The following is a 16,751-nucleotide window of genomic DNA, read 5'->3' on the forward strand; positions in this document are numbered from 1 at the left end:
GACAATGGTGCCCATGACCCCTGTGACCCTGTTGGCGTTTGCCGGACTATGCCTGTTGCTCTCCGTCACCCCGGGCCCGGACACCTTCCTGGTGCTGCGCATCTCGCTGCGGAGCGCCGGGGCCGGCATCGCCGCGGCGCTCGGCTCGGCCGTGGCATCCCTGGTGTGGGCCGCTCTGGTGGGCGTCGGGCTCGCTGCCGTGCTGGAGGACTCAGCGGAAGTGTTCCGCTGGCTAAAGATCGCAGGCGGGTTATACCTGCTGTACTTGGGGATCTCGTCGCTGATCCGGGCCCGCCGCACGGGAGCACCCTCCGCAACGGCCGGGCACTCCACCGGCCGAAGCAACAGCCGAAGGTACAGCTGCAGGGCCGGGTTCGGCGCCGGCGCATTCTCGACCTTGCTCAATCCAAAGGTGGGCCTGTTCTATCTGGCCGTCGTGCCGCAGTTCATTCCGCACGGCGGCGCCACCCTGGACACCGCCATGGTGCTGGGCGCCATCGAAAGCACCATCGGTTTGTTCTATCTGGTGGCCGTATCCGTCGCGGCTGCGAAGGCCATGGCCTGGCTGCAGCGCCCCCGGGTGAGCAGCTGGCTCGAACGCGGCAGCAGCGGCATCATCGCCGCACTCGGCCTGGGCGTTCTGGCATCCAGCGCCGGGTCGTAGGCCGCCCCGGACGGGGTATTGCGCGTCACTAGGCATACTGCTCTAATCATTCGTTAGGCCGCCTATCACGCGACCGACCGACCGAAAGGAGTTACAGCCATGGGAATTCTCGCATTCCTCATCCTCGGACTGATCGCAGGGGCACTCGCCAAAGCCCTTCTTCCGGGCCGGCAGGGAGGCGGCTGGCTGATCACCCTCGTTCTGGGTGTCGTGGGCGCCATCCTCGGCGGCTGGATTGGTTCGCTGATCTTCGGCGGAGGCCTCGGCAACTTCTTCGATCTGCGGACCTGGCTCCTCTCCATCCTCGGCGCCGTTATTGTGCTCCTCATCTACGGCGCAGTAACCGGCCGCAAGAGCAAGGCATAAATATTCCAGCACCCGCGGCTCCGGCAGAAAGGATGCGCGGTCATGACCTACATCAGCGACTTCGGCGATGTGGGACCTGACGACGTCGCCGTGGCCGGCGGCAAGGGCGTGGGACTGGGCGGCCTGGTTCAGACCGGGCTGCCAGTGCCTCCCGGATTTGTGCTGAACACCGCAGCGTATGCGGATTTTGTGGCAGCCAATCACCTCGGGGCCGGCATCCAGGAGCTGGCCGCCCTGCCAACGCTGGCGGCGCCGCAGGACTACGAGGATGCCTCGAAGCGGATCCGTGCCCTGTTCACCGGCGGAACCCTGCCGGCCGTGATCGCCGCAGAGCTCGACGGCGCTTACCGGCTTCTCGGTAACGGGGACGCGGCCGTGGCCGTGCGCTCCTCCGCCACGGCCGAGGACCTCGCCTCGGCCAGCTTCGCCGGGCAGCAGGACACCTACCTTAACGTTCGCGGGCCGGAGGCCCTGGCCGCGGCCGTGATCGACTGCTGGGCGTCCCTGTGGACGGCGCGTGCCATGGCCTACCGGGCCCGCGAAGGCATCGGACCGGACGCGGTGCGCCTCGCCGTCGTGGTCCAGCAGATGGTGGAGGCCGACGCGGCGGGGGTCATGTTCACCGCCAACCCGGCCAACGGACGCCGCGACCAGACCGTGATCGGTGCCGCGTGGGGCCTGGGCGAATCCGTGGTCAGTGGAACGGTCACCACGGATGACGTCGTCGTCGAAGCAGACACGGGCCGCGTGCTGTCGCGCCGGACCGCTGACAAGGAGGTCATGACCGTCTATGCGGACCGCGGCACGCACGAGCAGCCGGTGCCGGCGGCCCGCCGTCGTCAGCCCGTGCTGGACGACAAGGCGGCGGCCGAGCTTGCCGGCCACGGAACACGGATTGCGGATCATTTCGGGGCGCCGCAGGACATCGAGTGGGCACGGGCCGGTGATCAGTTCTTCATCCTGCAGTCCCGACCCATCACCGCCCTGCCCGAACCGTCGGCCGACACCCCGGGCGCCTGGCCGGTGCCCTACCCGAACGGGCTCTACTTCCGGGCCAGCATCGTGGAACAGTTGCCCGACCCGCTCTCGCCGCTGTTCGCCGACCTCATTGACGGCTCGGTGTCCCGGTCGCTGCGAGCCTTGATGGCCGACGCCGTCGGCAAGAACGTGGTCCGCGAGGACGACGTCGGACTGCCGACGATTAACGGCTACGCCTATTACTACTACCGCAACTCCGGAATGTGGCGGGTGATGACCAAGTCGCTGACCGCGATGCGCGCTCTGGCCCGCGGCAAGGCGCACATGGGAGTGGCCGGCTGGCGGGAATTCTCGCATCCCCGTTACGTGGAGGTGATCAAAAACTGGTCGACGAAGCCCGTCGGGGAGCTCTCCGGAGCGGAACTTCTGGAGGGTGTACAGACGCTGTTGGACGCCGGCACCGTGTACTACACGGCCGTGCAGTCCATCATTCCGATCGCCGCAACCAGCGAAATTTCCTTCCGGATGTACTACGACAGGTTCGTGCGGCGTGCCGGAGACCCGCCTGCCCAGACGTTCCTCCTCGGCTACGACAGCGAACCCATCCGGGCGGAGAAATCGCTGTACGACCTCGCCGCCTGGGCCCGGGACATCCCGGGGCTGGACCGGGCGATCCTCAATTCGCCCACGGCGGCGCTGGCTGAGTCGCAGCGCACCGGGTTGCCCCCTGCAGGGGTGGATCCGGCCCTCTGGCAGCAATGGCGTCCCCGCTTCCAGGACCATCTCGGCCGGTTCGGCCATGCCGTCTACAATCTGGACTTCATCAGCCCGGTGCCGGCCGACGACCCAGCGCCCCTGCTGGAGACGGTGAAGTTCTACCTGCGCGGGCAGGGCAACGACCCGCACGAGCGCCAGCGGCTCTCGGCCGGCCGCCGCGAGGATGAAACCGGCCGAACGATCGCCCGGCTCGGGCCGAAGCGCCGGGCCGCGTTCCTCCGGCTGCTGCGGTGGGCCCAGAATGCCGCCCCGATCCGCGAGGATGCGCTTGCCGACGTCGGCCTGGCCTGGCCGCTGCTGCGGCGGATGCTGTTCGAGCTCGGACAACGGCTGGTCGGCTCCTCTGTTATCGCCGAGGCCGGCGACGTCTTCTGGCTGCGCCAGCGGGAGTTGCGCAGCGCCGTCGAGTTCGGCCTCGCCGGTCCGGGGACGCCGGCGGCGGTGGCAATTACCGGGGCAGAGCGGCCGGTCCGCGCCGGCGCCGTCGAGGAGCGCAAGATGCTGTGGCGGGGGCAGGCCAAGGCTGCCGCCCCGCAGTTGCTCCCGGAGAGCCATTGGATGGAGCGCGCCTTCGGGTCGATGATGCCCGCGGTCCCACAAGACCAGTCCGGCGACGTCATCAAGGGCGTCGGCGCCAGCTCGGGCAGGGTCACCGCTCCCGCCCGTGTCCTGGGCGGGCCCCAGGATTTCGACCGGATGGTGCCCGGGGACGTCCTGGTGGCCCGCATCACCACGCCGGCCTGGACCTCGCTTTTCGCGATGGCCTCCGCCGTGGTCACCGACGTCGGCGGCCCGTTGAGCCACAGCTCGATCGTCGCCCGGGAGTACGGCATCCCCGCGGTGCTCGGCACCGGCGTGGCCACCCAGCGGCTGACCAGCGGCCAGCGGATCCGCGTCGACGGCGACGCCGGCACCGTCACGATCGAACAGCCGGCCGGTACGCAAGGGCCAGGACCGGACCCGCTCCTGTCGCCGGACGGCGGCCCTCGATAGAATTAGATTGCGCCGCAGAAGACGCAAAGTTCGTTTCGGGAAAGGCACGATCATGACCGACAACAGCGGCTTCGAAAACACCCCGGATGAGTCAGGTTCGGAAAAGAAGCCAGAAGAACCAGAGCTGCGGGGCCGGTACGTCGAAGGCAACTATGGCAAGGCCGGGGCGCAGCGCGGCCGCCACGCGGACGACGAAGAAGGCCAATATGTCCAAGGAGACTACGGTGCGGCCGGCAGCGAAGGCGGCCTGCCCGAACCTCTGGGAGAGAAGGCCACGGAATCCGGACGCTACGTGAAGGCCGACTACGGCACGGCGGGATCCGCCCCCGGCCGCACCGCCGAGTCTGAAATCGGCCGGTATTCCGAGGGCGACTACGGCGCCGACGGGACCGTAGGACCGTTACGGAAATCAACCGACCGGCCAGCGCCGGCGGATCCGGATGACGGCGGCTGAGGACCAGCCCTAACCGGCGTTGCTGGTCTCCCATGCCGCGCCCCATCTGGTTCGATGGGGGCATGGATCATTCGCAGCTGGACTTGTCCACTCCGAAGCTCATTGCGGGCGATCGGATCGCGGTTCTCTCCCCGTCGTTCGCGGCGCCCGCATTCGCCCCGGCCGTGCACGAGCAGGCCATGCGGCGGCTCACCGCGGCTACGGGGTTGATCCCGGTGGAGTTCCCGACGACCCGCAAGCTCGGATCCAGTCCCCAGGAACGGGCGGCCGACATCAATGCGGCGTTCGCCGATCCGAGCATCCGCGCGATTCTCGCCACCATCGGCGGCGACGATCAGATCACGGTCGTGCCGCATCTCGACGCGGCGGTGGTGGCAGCCAATCCGAAGACCTTCATTGGATACAGCGACAACACCAACCTGCTCAACTGGCTGTGGTCCATCGGGATAACCGCATATTACGGCGGCTCCACCCAAGTCCACCTTGGCGCCGGGCCCGGTGCGGACGACGTCCACGTCGCTTCCCTGCGCGCTGCGCTGCTCACTGGAGGCGAGCTTGAGGTCACCGATCCCGGGGAATCAGAGGACTTCGGACCGGATTGGCTCGAACCGCGCGCCCTCGTCGAATACGGTGACCGCGAACCCACCGAGCCGTGGTCGTGGACAGGTCCGGAACGCACGGTCGCCGGTAACACGTGGGGCGGCTGCATCGAAGTCCTCGACCAGCTCGCCATCGCCGACAGGCTGCCCTCCGTCGACGCGCTCCGGGGCGCCATCTTGATCCTGGAAACCAGCGAACTGCTGGCTCCCGCAGATTGGGTCAAGCGATGGGTTCGCACGCTGGGCGAGCGTGGTGTGCTTGGGGCGGTCGACGGCGTGATGGTCGCCCGTCCTCCCGTCAGCAGCCACGGGCAGGTTCCGCCTCCCGCCGAACGGGCCCGGCTACGCGCGGCACAGCGGGAGGTGGTCAGCACCGAAATCGCACGATACAACCCCGACGCCGTCGTTTGCCTCGGGGTCCCGTTCGGGCACACCCGACCGCAGTGGATCCTCCCGTACGGCGGTAGAATCCAGCTCGACGGAGCAGGCAGAACCGTTACCGCCAGCTATGCCTGCTCGTTAGTGTCCCGGTCAAGGCTCCGGGCGGACCGGGGCGGACGCCGGAGGGATCGCCGCGTCAGCTGATCCGCTCAGCCAAGGCCACGATGATTCCTTCCGGGCCCCGCACATAGGCCATGCGCCAGACGTCCTCATACTGGCCGATGCCGCCGACCAGCCCGTACCCCTCCGCGGCCAGCCGATCGACGTGCGCCTGGAGCTCATCGACCTCGAAGGCAAGACTGCGCAGCCCGAGTTCGTTGGCCATGGCGGCGGACGATCCCGGCACGGGGTCGGGCCGGACGAAGCTGGAAAGCTCCACCCCAGTACCTCCGTCAGGCGTTCGCAACATGACGATCTCTGTGCGGGAACCAGGGATCGCTATGACCGTGTCAATGAACTCGCCCTCCACGGACGTCCTGCCCTCAATCTCGAGACCGAGTCCGACGAAGAACGCCGTCACCTTGTCGAGGTCCCGGACCGTGACGCCGACGTGGTCGAACCGCATGATTCGCGACATGAGCAAAGCCTCCAAGTGTTCGCGCTAAACCGTCCAAGGCCGAGCCTACGGTGGAATCACGACGCGAGAAACACCCCACCGGTTCCTGGCTTTCCGCGCAGGCGGCGGCGGACTCATTGTCCTTGGCCCCGCGCTGGCTTAGACGGGCAGGTGGAAACCGCCGTTGGAATGCAGGAGCTGGCCGTTCATCCATCCGCCGCGCTCGGAGAGCAGGAAGGACACCAGGTTCGCCGCGTCTCGTTGTGTGCCGAGTCGGCCCAGCGCGGTCTCGCCGCGCAGGGCCTCCCCGAGTTCCGGGCTGATCCACCCGGTGTCGACCGGGCCCGGGTTGATCAAGTTCGCGGTGATGCCGAGGTGCCCAAGTTCGCCGGCGGCCGCGATCACAATCCGATCCAGTGCACCTTTGCTCGCACCGTAGGGAAGGTTGTGGGTTGTGTGGTCGCTCGTCAGCGCCACGATCCGCCCCAGCCCAGGCGCCGATGAGTAGTGCTGCGCGAACGCCTTGATCAAAAGCCAGTTGGCGCGCGTGTTGATCGCAAAATGACGGTCAAAGCTCTCGACGGATGTGTCGTGAATGCTGCTGTCCACCGACTGCGCGTGGCTGGAGACGAGCGCCCGGACGGGCCCGAACTGGTCCATGACCGCCAGGAGCAAAGCCTCGGGAGCCAACGGGTCAGCCAAATCGGCCTCGGAGGCGAAAGCCCTCGCCCCAAGTTCGTGCAGCTCGAGCGTGAGCTCCTCCACGAATCCCCGTTCCGGGCTGTGGTTAGCGAACGCGATGTCCCACCCGTCCGCGGCAAGCTGGCGGGCGATCTCTGTGCCGATGGAGATCCGCCGGCCGACGCCGGTAATCAAGACAATGGGGCGTTCCTGGGTCATTCGTTGATCCTATGACATCGGTCTTCCCTGCCTGCGGCCCCCGGAACAAGAGCCCTCAGTCAGGGACCGTGGGCGGTGAATGTGAGGGTGCCAACGCCGCGTCCCACGGGCTCTCGCTATTGATCAGCGACACTCGCCGATATATCGTTAAGTATCGCCGGATTATCGACGGTAGCAGAAGAAACCAACTGACGAGGAAGGATGATGCCGGTATGAAAGGCATTCACGACGACAAAAACACGGACGGCGGACCCGCTCTGGGGCGCTTCGGGCGCGGCAGGAGCCACCGCGGACCCCACGGACACGGCGGCTTCGGGCCAGGCCGCGGGTTTGGGCCAGGCTTCGGGCCGGGCTTTGGTCCTGGGTTTGGTCCCGGCGGTTCCCGGCGGGCCAACCGGGGCGATGTCCGCTTGGCGATTCTCTCTCTCCTGGCGGAATCACCGTCCAACGGCTACGGGCTGATCAAGACAATTGCTGACAGGACGTCTGGGGCCTGGCGTCCGAGTCCGGGCTCCGTATACCCGACGCTGCAGCAGCTTGTTGATGAAGAGCTCATCGCGCCGGTTGATGGCAGCCGACGCACCGAGTTCACGCTCACCGATGCGGGCAGGGCCTACGTGACCGATCACGCCGAGGAACTGGAAAATGCGTGGAGCACCGAGCCGCAGGGATCCGGCCCGGCTTTTCATGAAAGCGTGGGAAAGCTCATGGGGGTCATCCACCAGTTCCGCTTCTCGGCGACCGAGGAACAACGCACTGCCGCGATGGAAAAGATCGACGAAACCCGCCGGGCGCTGTACCACATCCTCGCCGACTGACACCGTTTCTCCGGAGTCCCGCACCCGGCATCTTCACGCGCACATGAGGACGCCGGTGAGGGGCCTCCTGGCCGGAATGATCAGTTCGAAGCGCCGGCGCCTGCATCCACCCTGAGGTTACTGCCGGCCGCCAGGACCTGCAGCTCCCGAAGGATTTCCAGCTGCTGGTTGTTGATGGCGATGAGCAGGTCGATCTCCTCCTTGGACTTCACGTTGGTGTCACGATCGTGCTGGGCCATCGCCGCGGCAATCGCGTCCTGGCGTTTGGCCGCGATCAGAAGAATCGCGCCCTGCAGCCCCGCCAGCATGGAGAGGAAGAGGTTCAACAGAATATACGGATACGGATCCCAGGCGTTGTTCGCCAGTGCCCAGCTGTTGATTGCCGCCCACACGATCATGAAGCCGACGAAACCTCCGACAAAGGGCCAGCTGCCCATGCCGTTGCGCATGAGGTCCGCGGCGCGCTGGCCCCGCGTCAAGGATTCCTTGTGGCTTTCGTGCCAGGTCTTTCGCTTATCGATCATGCCTCACCCTAGCCCTGGGACTCCTCCGCAGGATCCCGACGACGCCGCGGCGTCGCGCGCCGCCGCGTAGCCGTCGCCGGACACCGCCTCAAGCTGACGGTCAGCCACAGGGATCCCCACTAGAATTGGCCGGTTCCTGCGCAGCGTTCCGGCCCCCGGACGCCCGGCCACCGACAGAAAGATCCCATGACGACCACTTCTGACCACGCCGTTCCGGCCCAGGTCGACCTGAAGCAGAACGCGGCCCCGGATCGCAAGCCCCTGGTCCGCTGGCTGCTCGCCAACCAGGTCGCACCGGCCGGCCCCGAGGCCGAGGAAAACCACAAGCCCAACGCCTGGTGGAAGGTCATGTGCCTCACCGGCGTCGACTATTTCTCCACCCTGTCCTACCTTCCCGGGATCGCGGCCCTGGCCGCCGGCGCCCTGTCCCCGCTGGCGACCCTGCTGATCGTGGCCCTCACACTGCTGGGCATGCTCCCCATGTACCGCCGCGTCGCCCAGGAGAGCCCGCACGGACAGGGCTCGGTTGCCATGCTGGAGAAGCTGCTGCCGTTCTGGCGCGGCAAATTCTTCGTCCTGATTCTGCTCGGGTTCGTCGCGACGTCATGGATCATCACCATCACCCTGTCCGGCGCCGATGCCACGGTGCACCTGCTGGAGAACCCGATGATCCCGCAAGGCCTGAAAGGCAGCGCCGTCATCATTACCGTGATCCTGCTGCTGATTCTGGGTGGAGTCTTCCTGCTCGGCTTCAACGAGGCCGTCGGCGTCGCCATCCCGCTCGTGGCCATCTACCTGCTCCTGAACGCCGCCGTCGTCGTCGCCGGGTTTGCGCACGTCTTCTCCGACCCGTCTCTGATCGCGGGCTGGCAGGACCGGCTGCTTTCGAGTGCGGGTGGCGGCCCGACGAGCCTCATTGGGCCGGCCGTCGTTGCCTTCCCGCTGCTGGTTTTGGGACTCTCCGGGTTTGAGACCGGCGTGTCCATGATGCCGCTGATCAAAGCGACCGGGGACACCCCGGCGGAGGTCATGGCTTCCCGGGTCAAGAACACCCGCAAGCTCCTCACGACGGCGGCTGCCATCATGAGCGTCTACCTGATGTCCACCAGCTTCCTCACCACGGTCATGATCCCGGCCAAGGAATTCCAGGACGGCGGACAGGCCAACGGCCGCGCTTTGGCTTTCCTCGCCCACGACCTGTTCGGCGCCGGGTTCGGGACCGTCTACGACCTTTCCAGCGCCCTGATCCTCTGGTTCGCTGGCGCCTCCGCCATGGCCGGGCTCATCAACATCGTGCCCCGCTACCTGCCGGCCTACGGCATGGCACCGGAATGGGGCCGGGCAGTCCGCCCGGTCGTGATCGTCTACACCGTGCTGAGCGTCGGCATCACCATCGCCTTCAACGCCGACGTCAACGCCCAGGCCGGCGCCTATGCCACCGGCATTCTGGCCATGATGGTCTCCGGTGCGGTTGCCGTGACCGTCTCGGCGGTCCGCCGGCGCAGTCGTGCCGGCACCATCGGCTTCGGCGCCCTGACTCTGGTCCTGCTGTACGCCTTGGCTGCCAACGTCATCGAAAAGCCCGACGGCATTGCAATCTCGGCATTCTTCATCGCCGGCATCATTGTCGTCTCGCTCATCTCGCGGGTGAAGCGCACCACCGAGCTGCGCTTGGAAACCATCGAATTTGACGAGGCCGCCCGGCAGTACATCACCGACTCGATCGCGTTCGATGGGCAGCTGAACGTCATCGCCAACAAGCGCCAGGCCGGGGACAAGGCAGAGTACGCCGACAAGGAGTACGAACAGCGCGGATTGAACCCGGTTCCCGGCCCGGCGGACGTCATCTTCCTGGAGGTGGAGATCTCCGACCCGTCCGCGTTCAGCCACGCGCTCCGGGTCGAAGGCGTCGAGGTGGACGGCTACCGGGCCCTGCGGGTGAAGTCCCCGGCGGTGCCGAACGCGATCGCCGCGGTCCTGCTGGCCATGCGCGACTCGACCGGCACAAAGCCCCAGTGCTATTTCGAATGGGCTGAAGGCAACCCGGTCGGCCACCTCATGCGATACCTGTTCCTGGGCCAGGGCGACACCGCCCCGCTGGTGCGTGAAATCCTGCGCACGGTGGAGCCCGACCCGGCCCTCCGCCCGGCCATCCACGTCGGCTAACGATCGCCGGGAAGGAGAGAATGCGGTGGCCCCCGCCAGTCGGGGGCCACCGCTTGGGCGTCCGTAGGAATTAGGGCTCGACGTGCATCTTCGCGGCCTTCTCCAGTTCGTCGGCCTGGCTCTTGGCCAGCCGCCATTCCGCGGCGGTGTCGATGCGGCGGGTGAGTGCCCAGTAGATGACGGCTGACACCGGCAGGCCGATGAACAGGGAGATATCAGCGCCGCCCATGGCCTCGGCCGCGGGACCGACGAAGAGTTTTCCGGCGGCGAAGAACGGAATCATGACCACGAAGCCCAAGAGGTACGCGGTGATTCCCGGCCAGCCCCAGCGTCCGTAGATGCCGTTGGGGTGGAAGATCTCCGCGATGGCGTAATGGCCCTTGCGGACGATGAAGTAGTCGGTCAGGTTCACCGCGGTCCACGGGATGAAGAAGTACAGGACCAGGAGCAGGAAGTCGTTGAAGTTGGCGAGGAAGTCGGCGGAGGCGATGTTGGCGAAGACGAGCGAGATGGCCGCGGTGATCACGATGGTGACCACGCGGATTCTGACGGTGGGCCGGATCCGGCGCAGGCTGTCGATGGATGAGATCAGGGTCAGGGAGCCGCCATACATGTTCAGCGCCGTGACCGACACCAGCCCAAGGGCCGCAACGAACAACGCGATCGATCCGAAGCCCGGGAAGAGCTTGTCGGCTGTGTTCTGGATCGAGCTGATGGTATCGAAGCCCTCGCCGGCTGCCGCGGCGATGAAGGAGCCCAGGAACATGACCCAGATACCGCCCAGCGCACTCCCCCAGAACGTCCATTTGAACGTCCCGCGGCCGGATTCCGGGGGGAGGTAGCGGGAGTAGTCCGAGACGTAAATGGCCCAGGAGATTTGGTAGCCTGCCGCCACGCCAAGTTGGCCCAGAAACGGGACGAGATGGAACTCGGCCAGATTGAACGCGCCGCCGGGCAGCTCAAGGTGGGTGAGGGTCGCCACCGTCAGAAGCGCCAGCATGATGATCGTCAGGTAGGTCAAATAGCGCTCAAAGCCGTGGATCAGGTCATAGCCAAAGAGCGCGACGGCGGCCGCGACAATCGTGATGACCCAGAACCAGACGGTTTCGTTTCCGAGGTGAACGGATCCGGCCACGGCCTCGCCGGCCAGGACGGTATTGAACACGTTGAATCCCGCGTACTGCAGGTAGGCAAAGAGCCACACCAGTAGCGCTCCCACATACCCGAACTGCGGACGGGACTGGATCATCTGAGGCAGCCCGAGCTGCGGACCCTGGGAGGAGTGCGCGGCCATGAACAGGGTGCCAACCAGCACGCCGACCGCGATCGCGATCAATGACCAGATCAGGTTCCCGCCGGTGGTGATGCTGATCAGCCCCACCGCAAGCGTGGCTATCTGGGCGTTGCTCATAAACCACAGCGGCCCAATGTGTGAGACCTTTCCATGCCTCTCGTTGAGAGGAACATAGTCGATCGACCGGACTTCCAGTCCCCGGCCCGTCGCCGGGCCCGTGGCTGTGCTCATGACATGTCTCCTAGAACGTGCGATGCTGCCGGCATCGGTGCGGGATCGGGGGGCACAGCGACGGAATCCCGCGCCGGCGCTGAGAAGCAATTAAGCGAATCATGTGCAAAATGTGGACAAGAGTAAACTCGAATCGTGTCGTCCCCCGTGTGGGGGATGACAGAAGCGTGAACGTCTTTTGTCGGAATGTCTATAGCCTGCACGGGGTGCCCTGCTGCTCCGTGGCAGGCATCAGCGGATCTTTTGCCCACACGGACCGGCGGGCGGCCGGAAGTGAAGCGGGCGTTAAGGTCCGGTCCCGCCGTCGACCGCCCATCACCGCCAGCTCAAAGGTGACTGCCCGTGTCCAGCCTTTCCCTTGCAGCCGTCCAGGCCCCTCCGCGCCTGATCGGTGAGCCTTTCTCCGCGTTCGCCGATGAGGCCAGGCGCGTCTTGGCGGAAAACCCCGGAACCGAGCTGATGGTTTTTCCTGAACTCCATCTGTTCGGCGACGGCAATCCGGACCGGCAACGACCCGAAGCGCTCCGGGAGGCCGCGCAGCCTCTCGACGGGCCCCTGGTTGGTGAGTTGAAGCAACTCGCCGGAGACCTCGGGCTGTGGCTGGTCCCCGGGAGCATCTGCGAACGCGGGCCGCAGGGCCAGCTGTTCAACACATCCCTGGTTCTCTCCCCTGAGGGCGCGCTGGCGGCCAGCTACCGCAAGATCTTCCCCTGGCGCCCGTTCGAACCCTACGACCCGGGAGACACGTTTGTGACAGTCGATCTGCCCGGATTCGGCCGGGCCGGACTGTCCATCTGCTACGACGCATGGTTCCCAGAGGTCACCCGCCAACTGGCCTGGATGGGGGCCGACATGATCATCAATGTCGTCAAGACCACCACCCCAGACCGCGCCCAGGAACTGGTCCTGGCCCGCGCCAACGCCATCTTTAACCAGGTGTTCATGATCAGCGTGAACTGCGCCGGACCTACCGGGCGGGGCCGCAGCATCATCGTGGACCCCGAAGGCACCGTGCTGGCAGAAGCCCCGGACGAGGCCCCTTGCGTCCTGACTGCGCGCCTGGACATGGGGCATCCGGGTCGGGTCCGTTCGGGCGGTACCGCAGGATTGAACCGAATGTGGTCGCAGTTCAGGGCGGACGAACCGGCCGTCGAGCTGCCCATCTACGGCGGGCGTATCAACCCCGCCGTCTGGACGCCCGAGGCGCACGCGGAGAGCAAGCCCTAGCCTGGCCGCGTCGTTCGAATGGCACACCAGCGACGTCTTCGAAATGTGGCTCAACCGCCGCGCCCAACCACCAGCCCACCACCCCGAGACCGCCTCCGACCTCGAAGAGTCTCGGAGCTGGAGGGCATAAAGAAACGGCCGGGAACGCTCTGTGCGCGTGCCCGGCCGTGCCTTGGAACGAAGCTAGCCGATCAGCGCCAGCACCGCTCCGGACGCGACCACCCCGCCCGCTTCGGCGCGGACGTCCGTGACGGTCCCGCCCCGGTGCGCTGAGACCTGGGTTTCCATCTTCATGGCTTCGAGAACCACAACCGGGTCCCCAGCCGAGACCTCGGCGCCCGGCTCCACGAGCCACTTGACCACGGTGCCGGACATGTCGGCGCGCAACTCCCCCGGATCAGCGGCAGCAGCGCCGCCGTCGGAAGCTCCGTTCAAATTCACACCCGCGGGCAAGGGGCCGCCAGAGCGTGCCCACCCGTCCAGCAGATCGGCCGGCAGCCCGACGGCGAGGCGGCGGCCGTCCACCTCGACGGTGATGGTGCGGCGGTCGCCGTCGGGGGCTGTGGTGCTGTAATCGGGATCGGCCGCGATGGAGACACTGTCCGCGAAGTCGGTTTCGATCCACCGCGTGTGGATGCCCAGCCCGTCCTCGGAGGTGAAGTCCGGGGACTCCAGTACCGCCCGGTGGAACGGCAACACGGTGGCCACGCCGGTGATGCGCATCTCGGCGAGGGCACGCCGGGCCCGGCGCAGCGCCTGCTGGCGGTCCGCGCCGGTGACGATGAGCTTGGCGAGCAGGGAGTCGAACTGCGGCGCCACAAAGGAGCCGGATCGGACTCCGGTGTCCAGGCGGATGCCCGGGCCCGTGGGGCCCGCAAATTCGCCGATGGTGCCGGGCGAGGGCAGGAAGCCGCGGCCCACGTCCTCGGCGTTGAGCCGGAATTCGAAGGCGTGTCCGCGCGGCGACGGGTCTTCCGTAAGGCGCAGCGGCTCGCCCGCGGCGATCCGGAACTGTTCCTGGACAAGGTCGATCCCGGTGGTTTCCTCGGTGATCGGGTGCTCCACCTGGAGACGGGTGTTGACCTCGAGGAAGGCTACGGTGCCGTCCGCCGCGACCAGGAACTCCACCGTGCCGGCGCCGGAGTAACCGGCTTCACGGCAGACGGCCTTGGCGGCGTCGTAAATCAAGGTGGTCTGCTCCGCGCCGAGGAACGGCGCGGGAGCCTCTTCAAGAAGCTTCTGGTGCCGGCGCTGCAGCGAGCAGTCGCGGGTTCCGACCACCACGACCTTCCCGTGCGCGTCCGCCAGGACCTGCGCCTCGACGTGGCGGGGGCGGTCGAGGTAGCGCTCCACGAAGCACTCGCCGCGGCCGAAGGCGGCGACGGCTTCGCGGACGGCGGAGTCGAAGGCTTCCTCCACCTCGTCGAGGACCCGGACCACTTTCATGCCGCGCCCGCCGCCGCCGAACGCGGCCTTGATGGCGATCGGCAGGCCGTGCTCTTCGGCGAAGGCGCGGGCCTCGGCAGCGGTGTCCACGGGACCGTCGCTCCCGGCGACCAGCGGCGCGCCGGCCCGGACGGCCGCGTCGCGGGCGGTGATCTTGTTGCCGAGCAGCCGGATGGCATCCGGGCTGGGGCCGATCCAGGTCAGCCCTGCGTCCAGCACGGCCTGGGCGAAGTCAGCGTTTTCGGAGAGGAACCCGTAGCCGGGGTGGACCGCGTCCGCGCCGGACGCCGCCGCCGCGGCGAGGAGCTTGGGAATGTTCAGGTAGGTGTCCGCGGGCGAATTGCCGTTCAAGCTGAAGGCTTCGTCCGCGGCGGAGACGTGGAGGGCGTCGGCGTCGATGTCGGCGTACACGGCGACGGACGCCAGCTGCGCGTCGTCGCAGGCCCGGGCTATGCGGACCGCGATTTCTCCACGGTTGGCGATCAGGACCTTGTGCATCAGTTACTCACTTCTTCGTCGGTGGCGGCGTGTTCGTTGCCGGCCTGTTCGGGGCTGGCGTGTTCGGGGGGCGCGGGCGCCAAGTCTGGTTCGGATCCGGCCCAGCGGAAGCGGATCTTGCCGCCGATGGGAACCTGCGCGGCGAGGTCCAGCTGGGAGTCGACTACCACGGCGATGACCGGGTAGCCGCCGGTGATCGGGTGGTCGGCCAGGAAGAGTACCGGCAGGCCCTCCGGCGGGACCTGCAGGGCGCCCGCCACGGTGCCTTCGCTGGGCAGCTCGCCTCGGCGGGTGCGCTGCAGCGGGGTCCCGTCCAGCCGCATGCCGACGCGGTTGGACTGCGGCAGCACGGACCAGTCCTGGCCGGTGAAGGCGTCCAGCGCCGCCGGGTCGAACCAGTCCGCGCGGGGCCCGGGGACGACGTCGAGGACCGTCACCCCGGTGCCCGGGTAGTCGGGCTGCAGTTCGGGATGACCCACGACGCCGGACTCGGCCTCTCCGCCGGCGGCAAGAACCTGTCCGGCGGCCAGGGGCGCGGGGCCGATCCCGGACATCGTGTCCGTGGAGCGGCTGCCGAGTACCGGGGCGGCGTCCACCCCGCCGCGGACCGCGAGATAGCTGCGGAAACCGCTGTGCGGCGCACCGAGGCTGAGTGTTTCACCGTCGAGGAGCGCGAACGGGGTGGCCACCGGCACGGTGCGGTGCCGGGTGTCGCCGGCGCTGTCCGGCGCCGATTCGATGCCCAGCTCCGATGGTGCCCCGGCGACGGCGAGGACCTGGTCGCCCACGGCCTGGACCTTGAGCCCGCCGGCGACGGTCTCAATGACGGCGGCCGACGGCGCGTTCCCGACAAGGCGGTTGGCGCGGCGCAGCGAGGCCCGGTCCAGCGCACCGGCGGCGGAGACGCCGAGGCCGGAGTGGCCGTGCCGGCCGAGGTCCTGGACGAGGCTCTGCAGGCCCGGCGAAAGGATCCGGAGTCCGGACGTCACGTCCTGTCCGGCCGGTTCCGTCGCCGTCCGGGAAACTTCAGCCGCGGGTTCGGCCGCCGGCTCCGCGCCGGACCCGGCGGCTGTCTCCACCGCTAGCGCGACTGCGTCCCGGACGGGACGGAACTGGACCCGGTGGCCGGGGGCGGCCAGGGCCGGCTGATCCCGGTCCAGGTCCCACATCCGGGCGCCGGTGCGCCCGATCAGTTGCCAGCCGCCCGGGGACCGGCGCGGGTATACGGCCGAGTAGTTGCCGGCCAGCGCCACGGAGCCTGCGGGCACGGCCGTGCGCGGCGAGCTGCGGCGGGGCACTTCCAGTTGCTGGTTCTCCCCCACCATGTAGCCGAAGCCGGGCGCGAAGCCGGCAAAGGCCACGGTCCAGACCTGGCCAGCATGGGCGGCGATGACGCCCTCGGCGCCGAGACCGGTCAGCCGGCCGACTTCGGCGAGGTCCTCGCCGTCGTACACGGTGTCGATCACCACCAGCTCGCCGTCGTGCCGCACGGGAGCGGTGAGGTCGAGCTGCAGCAGCCGTGCCGCGATGCGCCGGGCCGACGCCGGGGAATCGGCTTTGACCAGGACGGTCTCGGCCGCGGCCAGGATGTCCTGCTGGCCCGGCAGCGGCGTCTCGAGGAGCAGCGCCTGCAGCGCAAGGACGTCCTGGGTACCGGAGAGCTCGGCGAGGACCCCGCGCGTTCCCACGGCCCGCACGGAGCGGACCTTGTGGGCCGTGTCCTTCTCTGCCGTGTGTTGCTGTGCTGTCAGGGTTTGCACTGGTGTCTCAATCACGAGGTGCCTCAATCATGGTGCCGGTCGTTCTGCCGGTAGCGGTG

The 16,751-nt window shown here is 67.6% G+C and carries 14 protein-coding genes; 8 read left to right on the forward strand and 6 right to left on the reverse strand.

Translation table 11 applies throughout. From position 1 onward, the window contains the following. Positions 1 to 13 precede the first annotated feature (13 nt). The 5 genes from AB4Y72_RS07295 to AB4Y72_RS07315 all read left to right on the forward strand — a co-directional run bounded on the left by AB4Y72_RS07295 (position 14) and on the right by AB4Y72_RS07315 (position 5,416). Complete coding sequence (locus tag AB4Y72_RS07295) at positions 14 to 664, forward strand: LysE family translocator (protein ID WP_441425477.1); 651 nt, start codon at positions 14 to 16, stop codon at positions 662 to 664. A gap of 99 nt (positions 665 to 763) precedes the next feature. Further along, positions 764 to 1,030: a GlsB/YeaQ/YmgE family stress response membrane protein gene (locus tag AB4Y72_RS07300; protein WP_441425478.1), complete on the forward strand. Its 267-nt coding sequence runs from the start codon at positions 764 to 766 to the stop codon at positions 1,028 to 1,030. Positions 1,031 to 1,072: 42 nt separating this feature from the next. Then, the gene (locus AB4Y72_RS07305) at positions 1,073 to 3,778 is read left to right on the forward strand and encodes a PEP/pyruvate-binding domain-containing protein (protein ID WP_441425479.1); all 2,706 of its coding nucleotides are present in this window, start codon (positions 1,073 to 1,075) and stop codon (positions 3,776 to 3,778) included. A 52-nt stretch (positions 3,779 to 3,830) separates the two neighbouring features. After that, entirely contained in the window at positions 3,831 to 4,232 is a 402-nt protein-coding gene (locus AB4Y72_RS07310) for a hypothetical protein (RefSeq protein ID WP_441425480.1), read from the forward strand. 62 nt (positions 4,233 to 4,294) lie between these two features. Then, positions 4,295 to 5,416 carry a S66 family peptidase gene (locus AB4Y72_RS07315; protein WP_441425481.1) on the forward strand — a complete coding sequence of 374 codons (1,122 nt, stop codon included), beginning with the start codon at positions 4,295 to 4,297 and terminating at the stop codon, positions 5,414 to 5,416. Here the strand turns inward: AB4Y72_RS07315 and AB4Y72_RS07320 are convergent. Together AB4Y72_RS07320 and AB4Y72_RS07325 are read right to left on the reverse strand one after the other, a co-directional pair. After that, complete coding sequence (locus tag AB4Y72_RS07320; protein ID WP_441425482.1) at positions 5,409 to 5,849, reverse strand: VOC family protein; 441 nt, start codon at positions 5,847 to 5,849, stop codon at positions 5,409 to 5,411. The two genes, AB4Y72_RS07315 and AB4Y72_RS07320, sit on opposite strands and share 8 nt — an antisense overlap. 138 nt (positions 5,850 to 5,987) lie before the next feature. After that, entirely contained in the window at positions 5,988 to 6,728 is a 741-nt protein-coding gene (locus AB4Y72_RS07325; RefSeq protein WP_441425483.1) for an SDR family oxidoreductase, read from the reverse strand. Positions 6,729 to 6,940: 212 nt separating this feature from the next. Here AB4Y72_RS07325 and AB4Y72_RS07330 point away from each other — a divergent pair, with 212 nt between their 5' ends. Further along, on the forward strand, positions 6,941 to 7,546 hold the full coding sequence (locus AB4Y72_RS07330) for a PadR family transcriptional regulator (RefSeq protein ID WP_441425519.1): 606 nt from the start codon (positions 6,941 to 6,943) through the stop codon (positions 7,544 to 7,546). 80 nt (positions 7,547 to 7,626) lie between these two features. Here AB4Y72_RS07330 and AB4Y72_RS07335 read toward each other — a convergent pair whose 3' ends face one another. Then, positions 7,627 to 8,070 carry a DUF1003 domain-containing protein gene (locus AB4Y72_RS07335; RefSeq protein WP_441425484.1) on the reverse strand — a complete coding sequence of 148 codons (444 nt, stop codon included), beginning with the start codon at positions 8,068 to 8,070 and terminating at the stop codon, positions 7,627 to 7,629. Between the two features lie 186 nt (positions 8,071 to 8,256). On the opposite strand from AB4Y72_RS07335, the gene AB4Y72_RS07340 reads away from it, so the two are divergent. After that, positions 8,257 to 10,236, forward strand: a complete 1,980-nt coding sequence (locus tag AB4Y72_RS07340) for an amino acid transporter (protein WP_441425485.1) — start codon at positions 8,257 to 8,259, stop codon at positions 10,234 to 10,236. 70 nt (positions 10,237 to 10,306) lie between these two features. Here the strand turns inward: AB4Y72_RS07340 and AB4Y72_RS07345 are convergent, their stop codons facing one another. Then, positions 10,307 to 11,761: a purine-cytosine permease family protein gene (locus tag AB4Y72_RS07345; RefSeq protein WP_441425486.1), complete on the reverse strand. Its 1,455-nt coding sequence runs from the start codon at positions 11,759 to 11,761 to the stop codon at positions 10,307 to 10,309. A gap of 342 nt (positions 11,762 to 12,103) precedes the next feature. Here AB4Y72_RS07345 and AB4Y72_RS07350 point away from each other — a divergent pair, with 342 nt between their 5' ends. After that, a complete protein-coding gene (locus AB4Y72_RS07350) occupies positions 12,104 to 12,988 on the forward strand; it encodes a carbon-nitrogen hydrolase family protein (protein ID WP_441425487.1) in 885 nt (294 codons plus the stop codon). 183 nt (positions 12,989 to 13,171) lie between these two features. Here AB4Y72_RS07350 and AB4Y72_RS07355 read toward each other — a convergent pair whose 3' ends face one another. Both AB4Y72_RS07355 and AB4Y72_RS07360 read right to left on the reverse strand, forming a co-directional pair. Then, positions 13,172 to 14,932 (reverse strand): acetyl/propionyl/methylcrotonyl-CoA carboxylase subunit alpha, encoded by a 1,761-nt coding sequence (locus tag AB4Y72_RS07355; RefSeq protein ID WP_441425488.1) that lies wholly within the window; start codon positions 14,930 to 14,932, stop codon positions 13,172 to 13,174. Then, positions 14,932 to 16,620, reverse strand: a complete 1,689-nt coding sequence (locus AB4Y72_RS07360) for a 5-oxoprolinase/urea amidolyase family protein (protein WP_441425520.1) — start codon at positions 16,618 to 16,620, stop codon at positions 14,932 to 14,934. Before AB4Y72_RS07360 ends, AB4Y72_RS07355 begins: the two co-directional genes overlap by 1 nt. Between the last annotated feature and the right edge of the window lie 131 nt (positions 16,621 to 16,751).

The sequence above is a fragment of the Arthrobacter sp. YAF34 genome (assembly GCF_052113245.1).
Lineage (GTDB): Bacteria > Actinomycetota > Actinomycetes > Actinomycetales > Micrococcaceae > Arthrobacter.

Coding starts and splice junctions, on each gene's coding strand:
- AB4Y72_RS07315 (WP_441425481.1), top strand. CDS start 4,295: ATGGATCATTCGCAGCTGGACTTGTCCACTCCGAAGCTCATTGCGGGC.
- AB4Y72_RS07335 (WP_441425484.1), bottom strand. CDS start 8,070: ATGATCGATAAGCGAAAGACCTGGCACGAAAGCCACAAGGAATCCTTG.
- AB4Y72_RS07355 (WP_441425488.1), bottom strand. CDS start 14,932: ATGCACAAGGTCCTGATCGCCAACCGTGGAGAAATCGCGGTCCGCATA.
- AB4Y72_RS07330 (WP_441425519.1), top strand. CDS start 6,941: ATGAAAGGCATTCACGACGACAAAAACACGGACGGCGGACCCGCTCTG.
- AB4Y72_RS07340 (WP_441425485.1), top strand. CDS start 8,257: ATGACGACCACTTCTGACCACGCCGTTCCGGCCCAGGTCGACCTGAAG.
- AB4Y72_RS07310 (WP_441425480.1), top strand. CDS start 3,831: ATGACCGACAACAGCGGCTTCGAAAACACCCCGGATGAGTCAGGTTCG.
- AB4Y72_RS07295 (WP_441425477.1), top strand. CDS start 14: ATGACCCCTGTGACCCTGTTGGCGTTTGCCGGACTATGCCTGTTGCTC.
- AB4Y72_RS07305 (WP_441425479.1), top strand. CDS start 1,073: ATGACCTACATCAGCGACTTCGGCGATGTGGGACCTGACGACGTCGCC.
- AB4Y72_RS07300 (WP_441425478.1), top strand. CDS start 764: ATGGGAATTCTCGCATTCCTCATCCTCGGACTGATCGCAGGGGCACTC.
- AB4Y72_RS07320 (WP_441425482.1), bottom strand. CDS start 5,849: ATGTCGCGAATCATGCGGTTCGACCACGTCGGCGTCACGGTCCGGGAC.
- AB4Y72_RS07325 (WP_441425483.1), bottom strand. CDS start 6,728: ATGACCCAGGAACGCCCCATTGTCTTGATTACCGGCGTCGGCCGGCGG.
- AB4Y72_RS07345 (WP_441425486.1), bottom strand. CDS start 11,761: ATGAGCACAGCCACGGGCCCGGCGACGGGCCGGGGACTGGAAGTCCGG.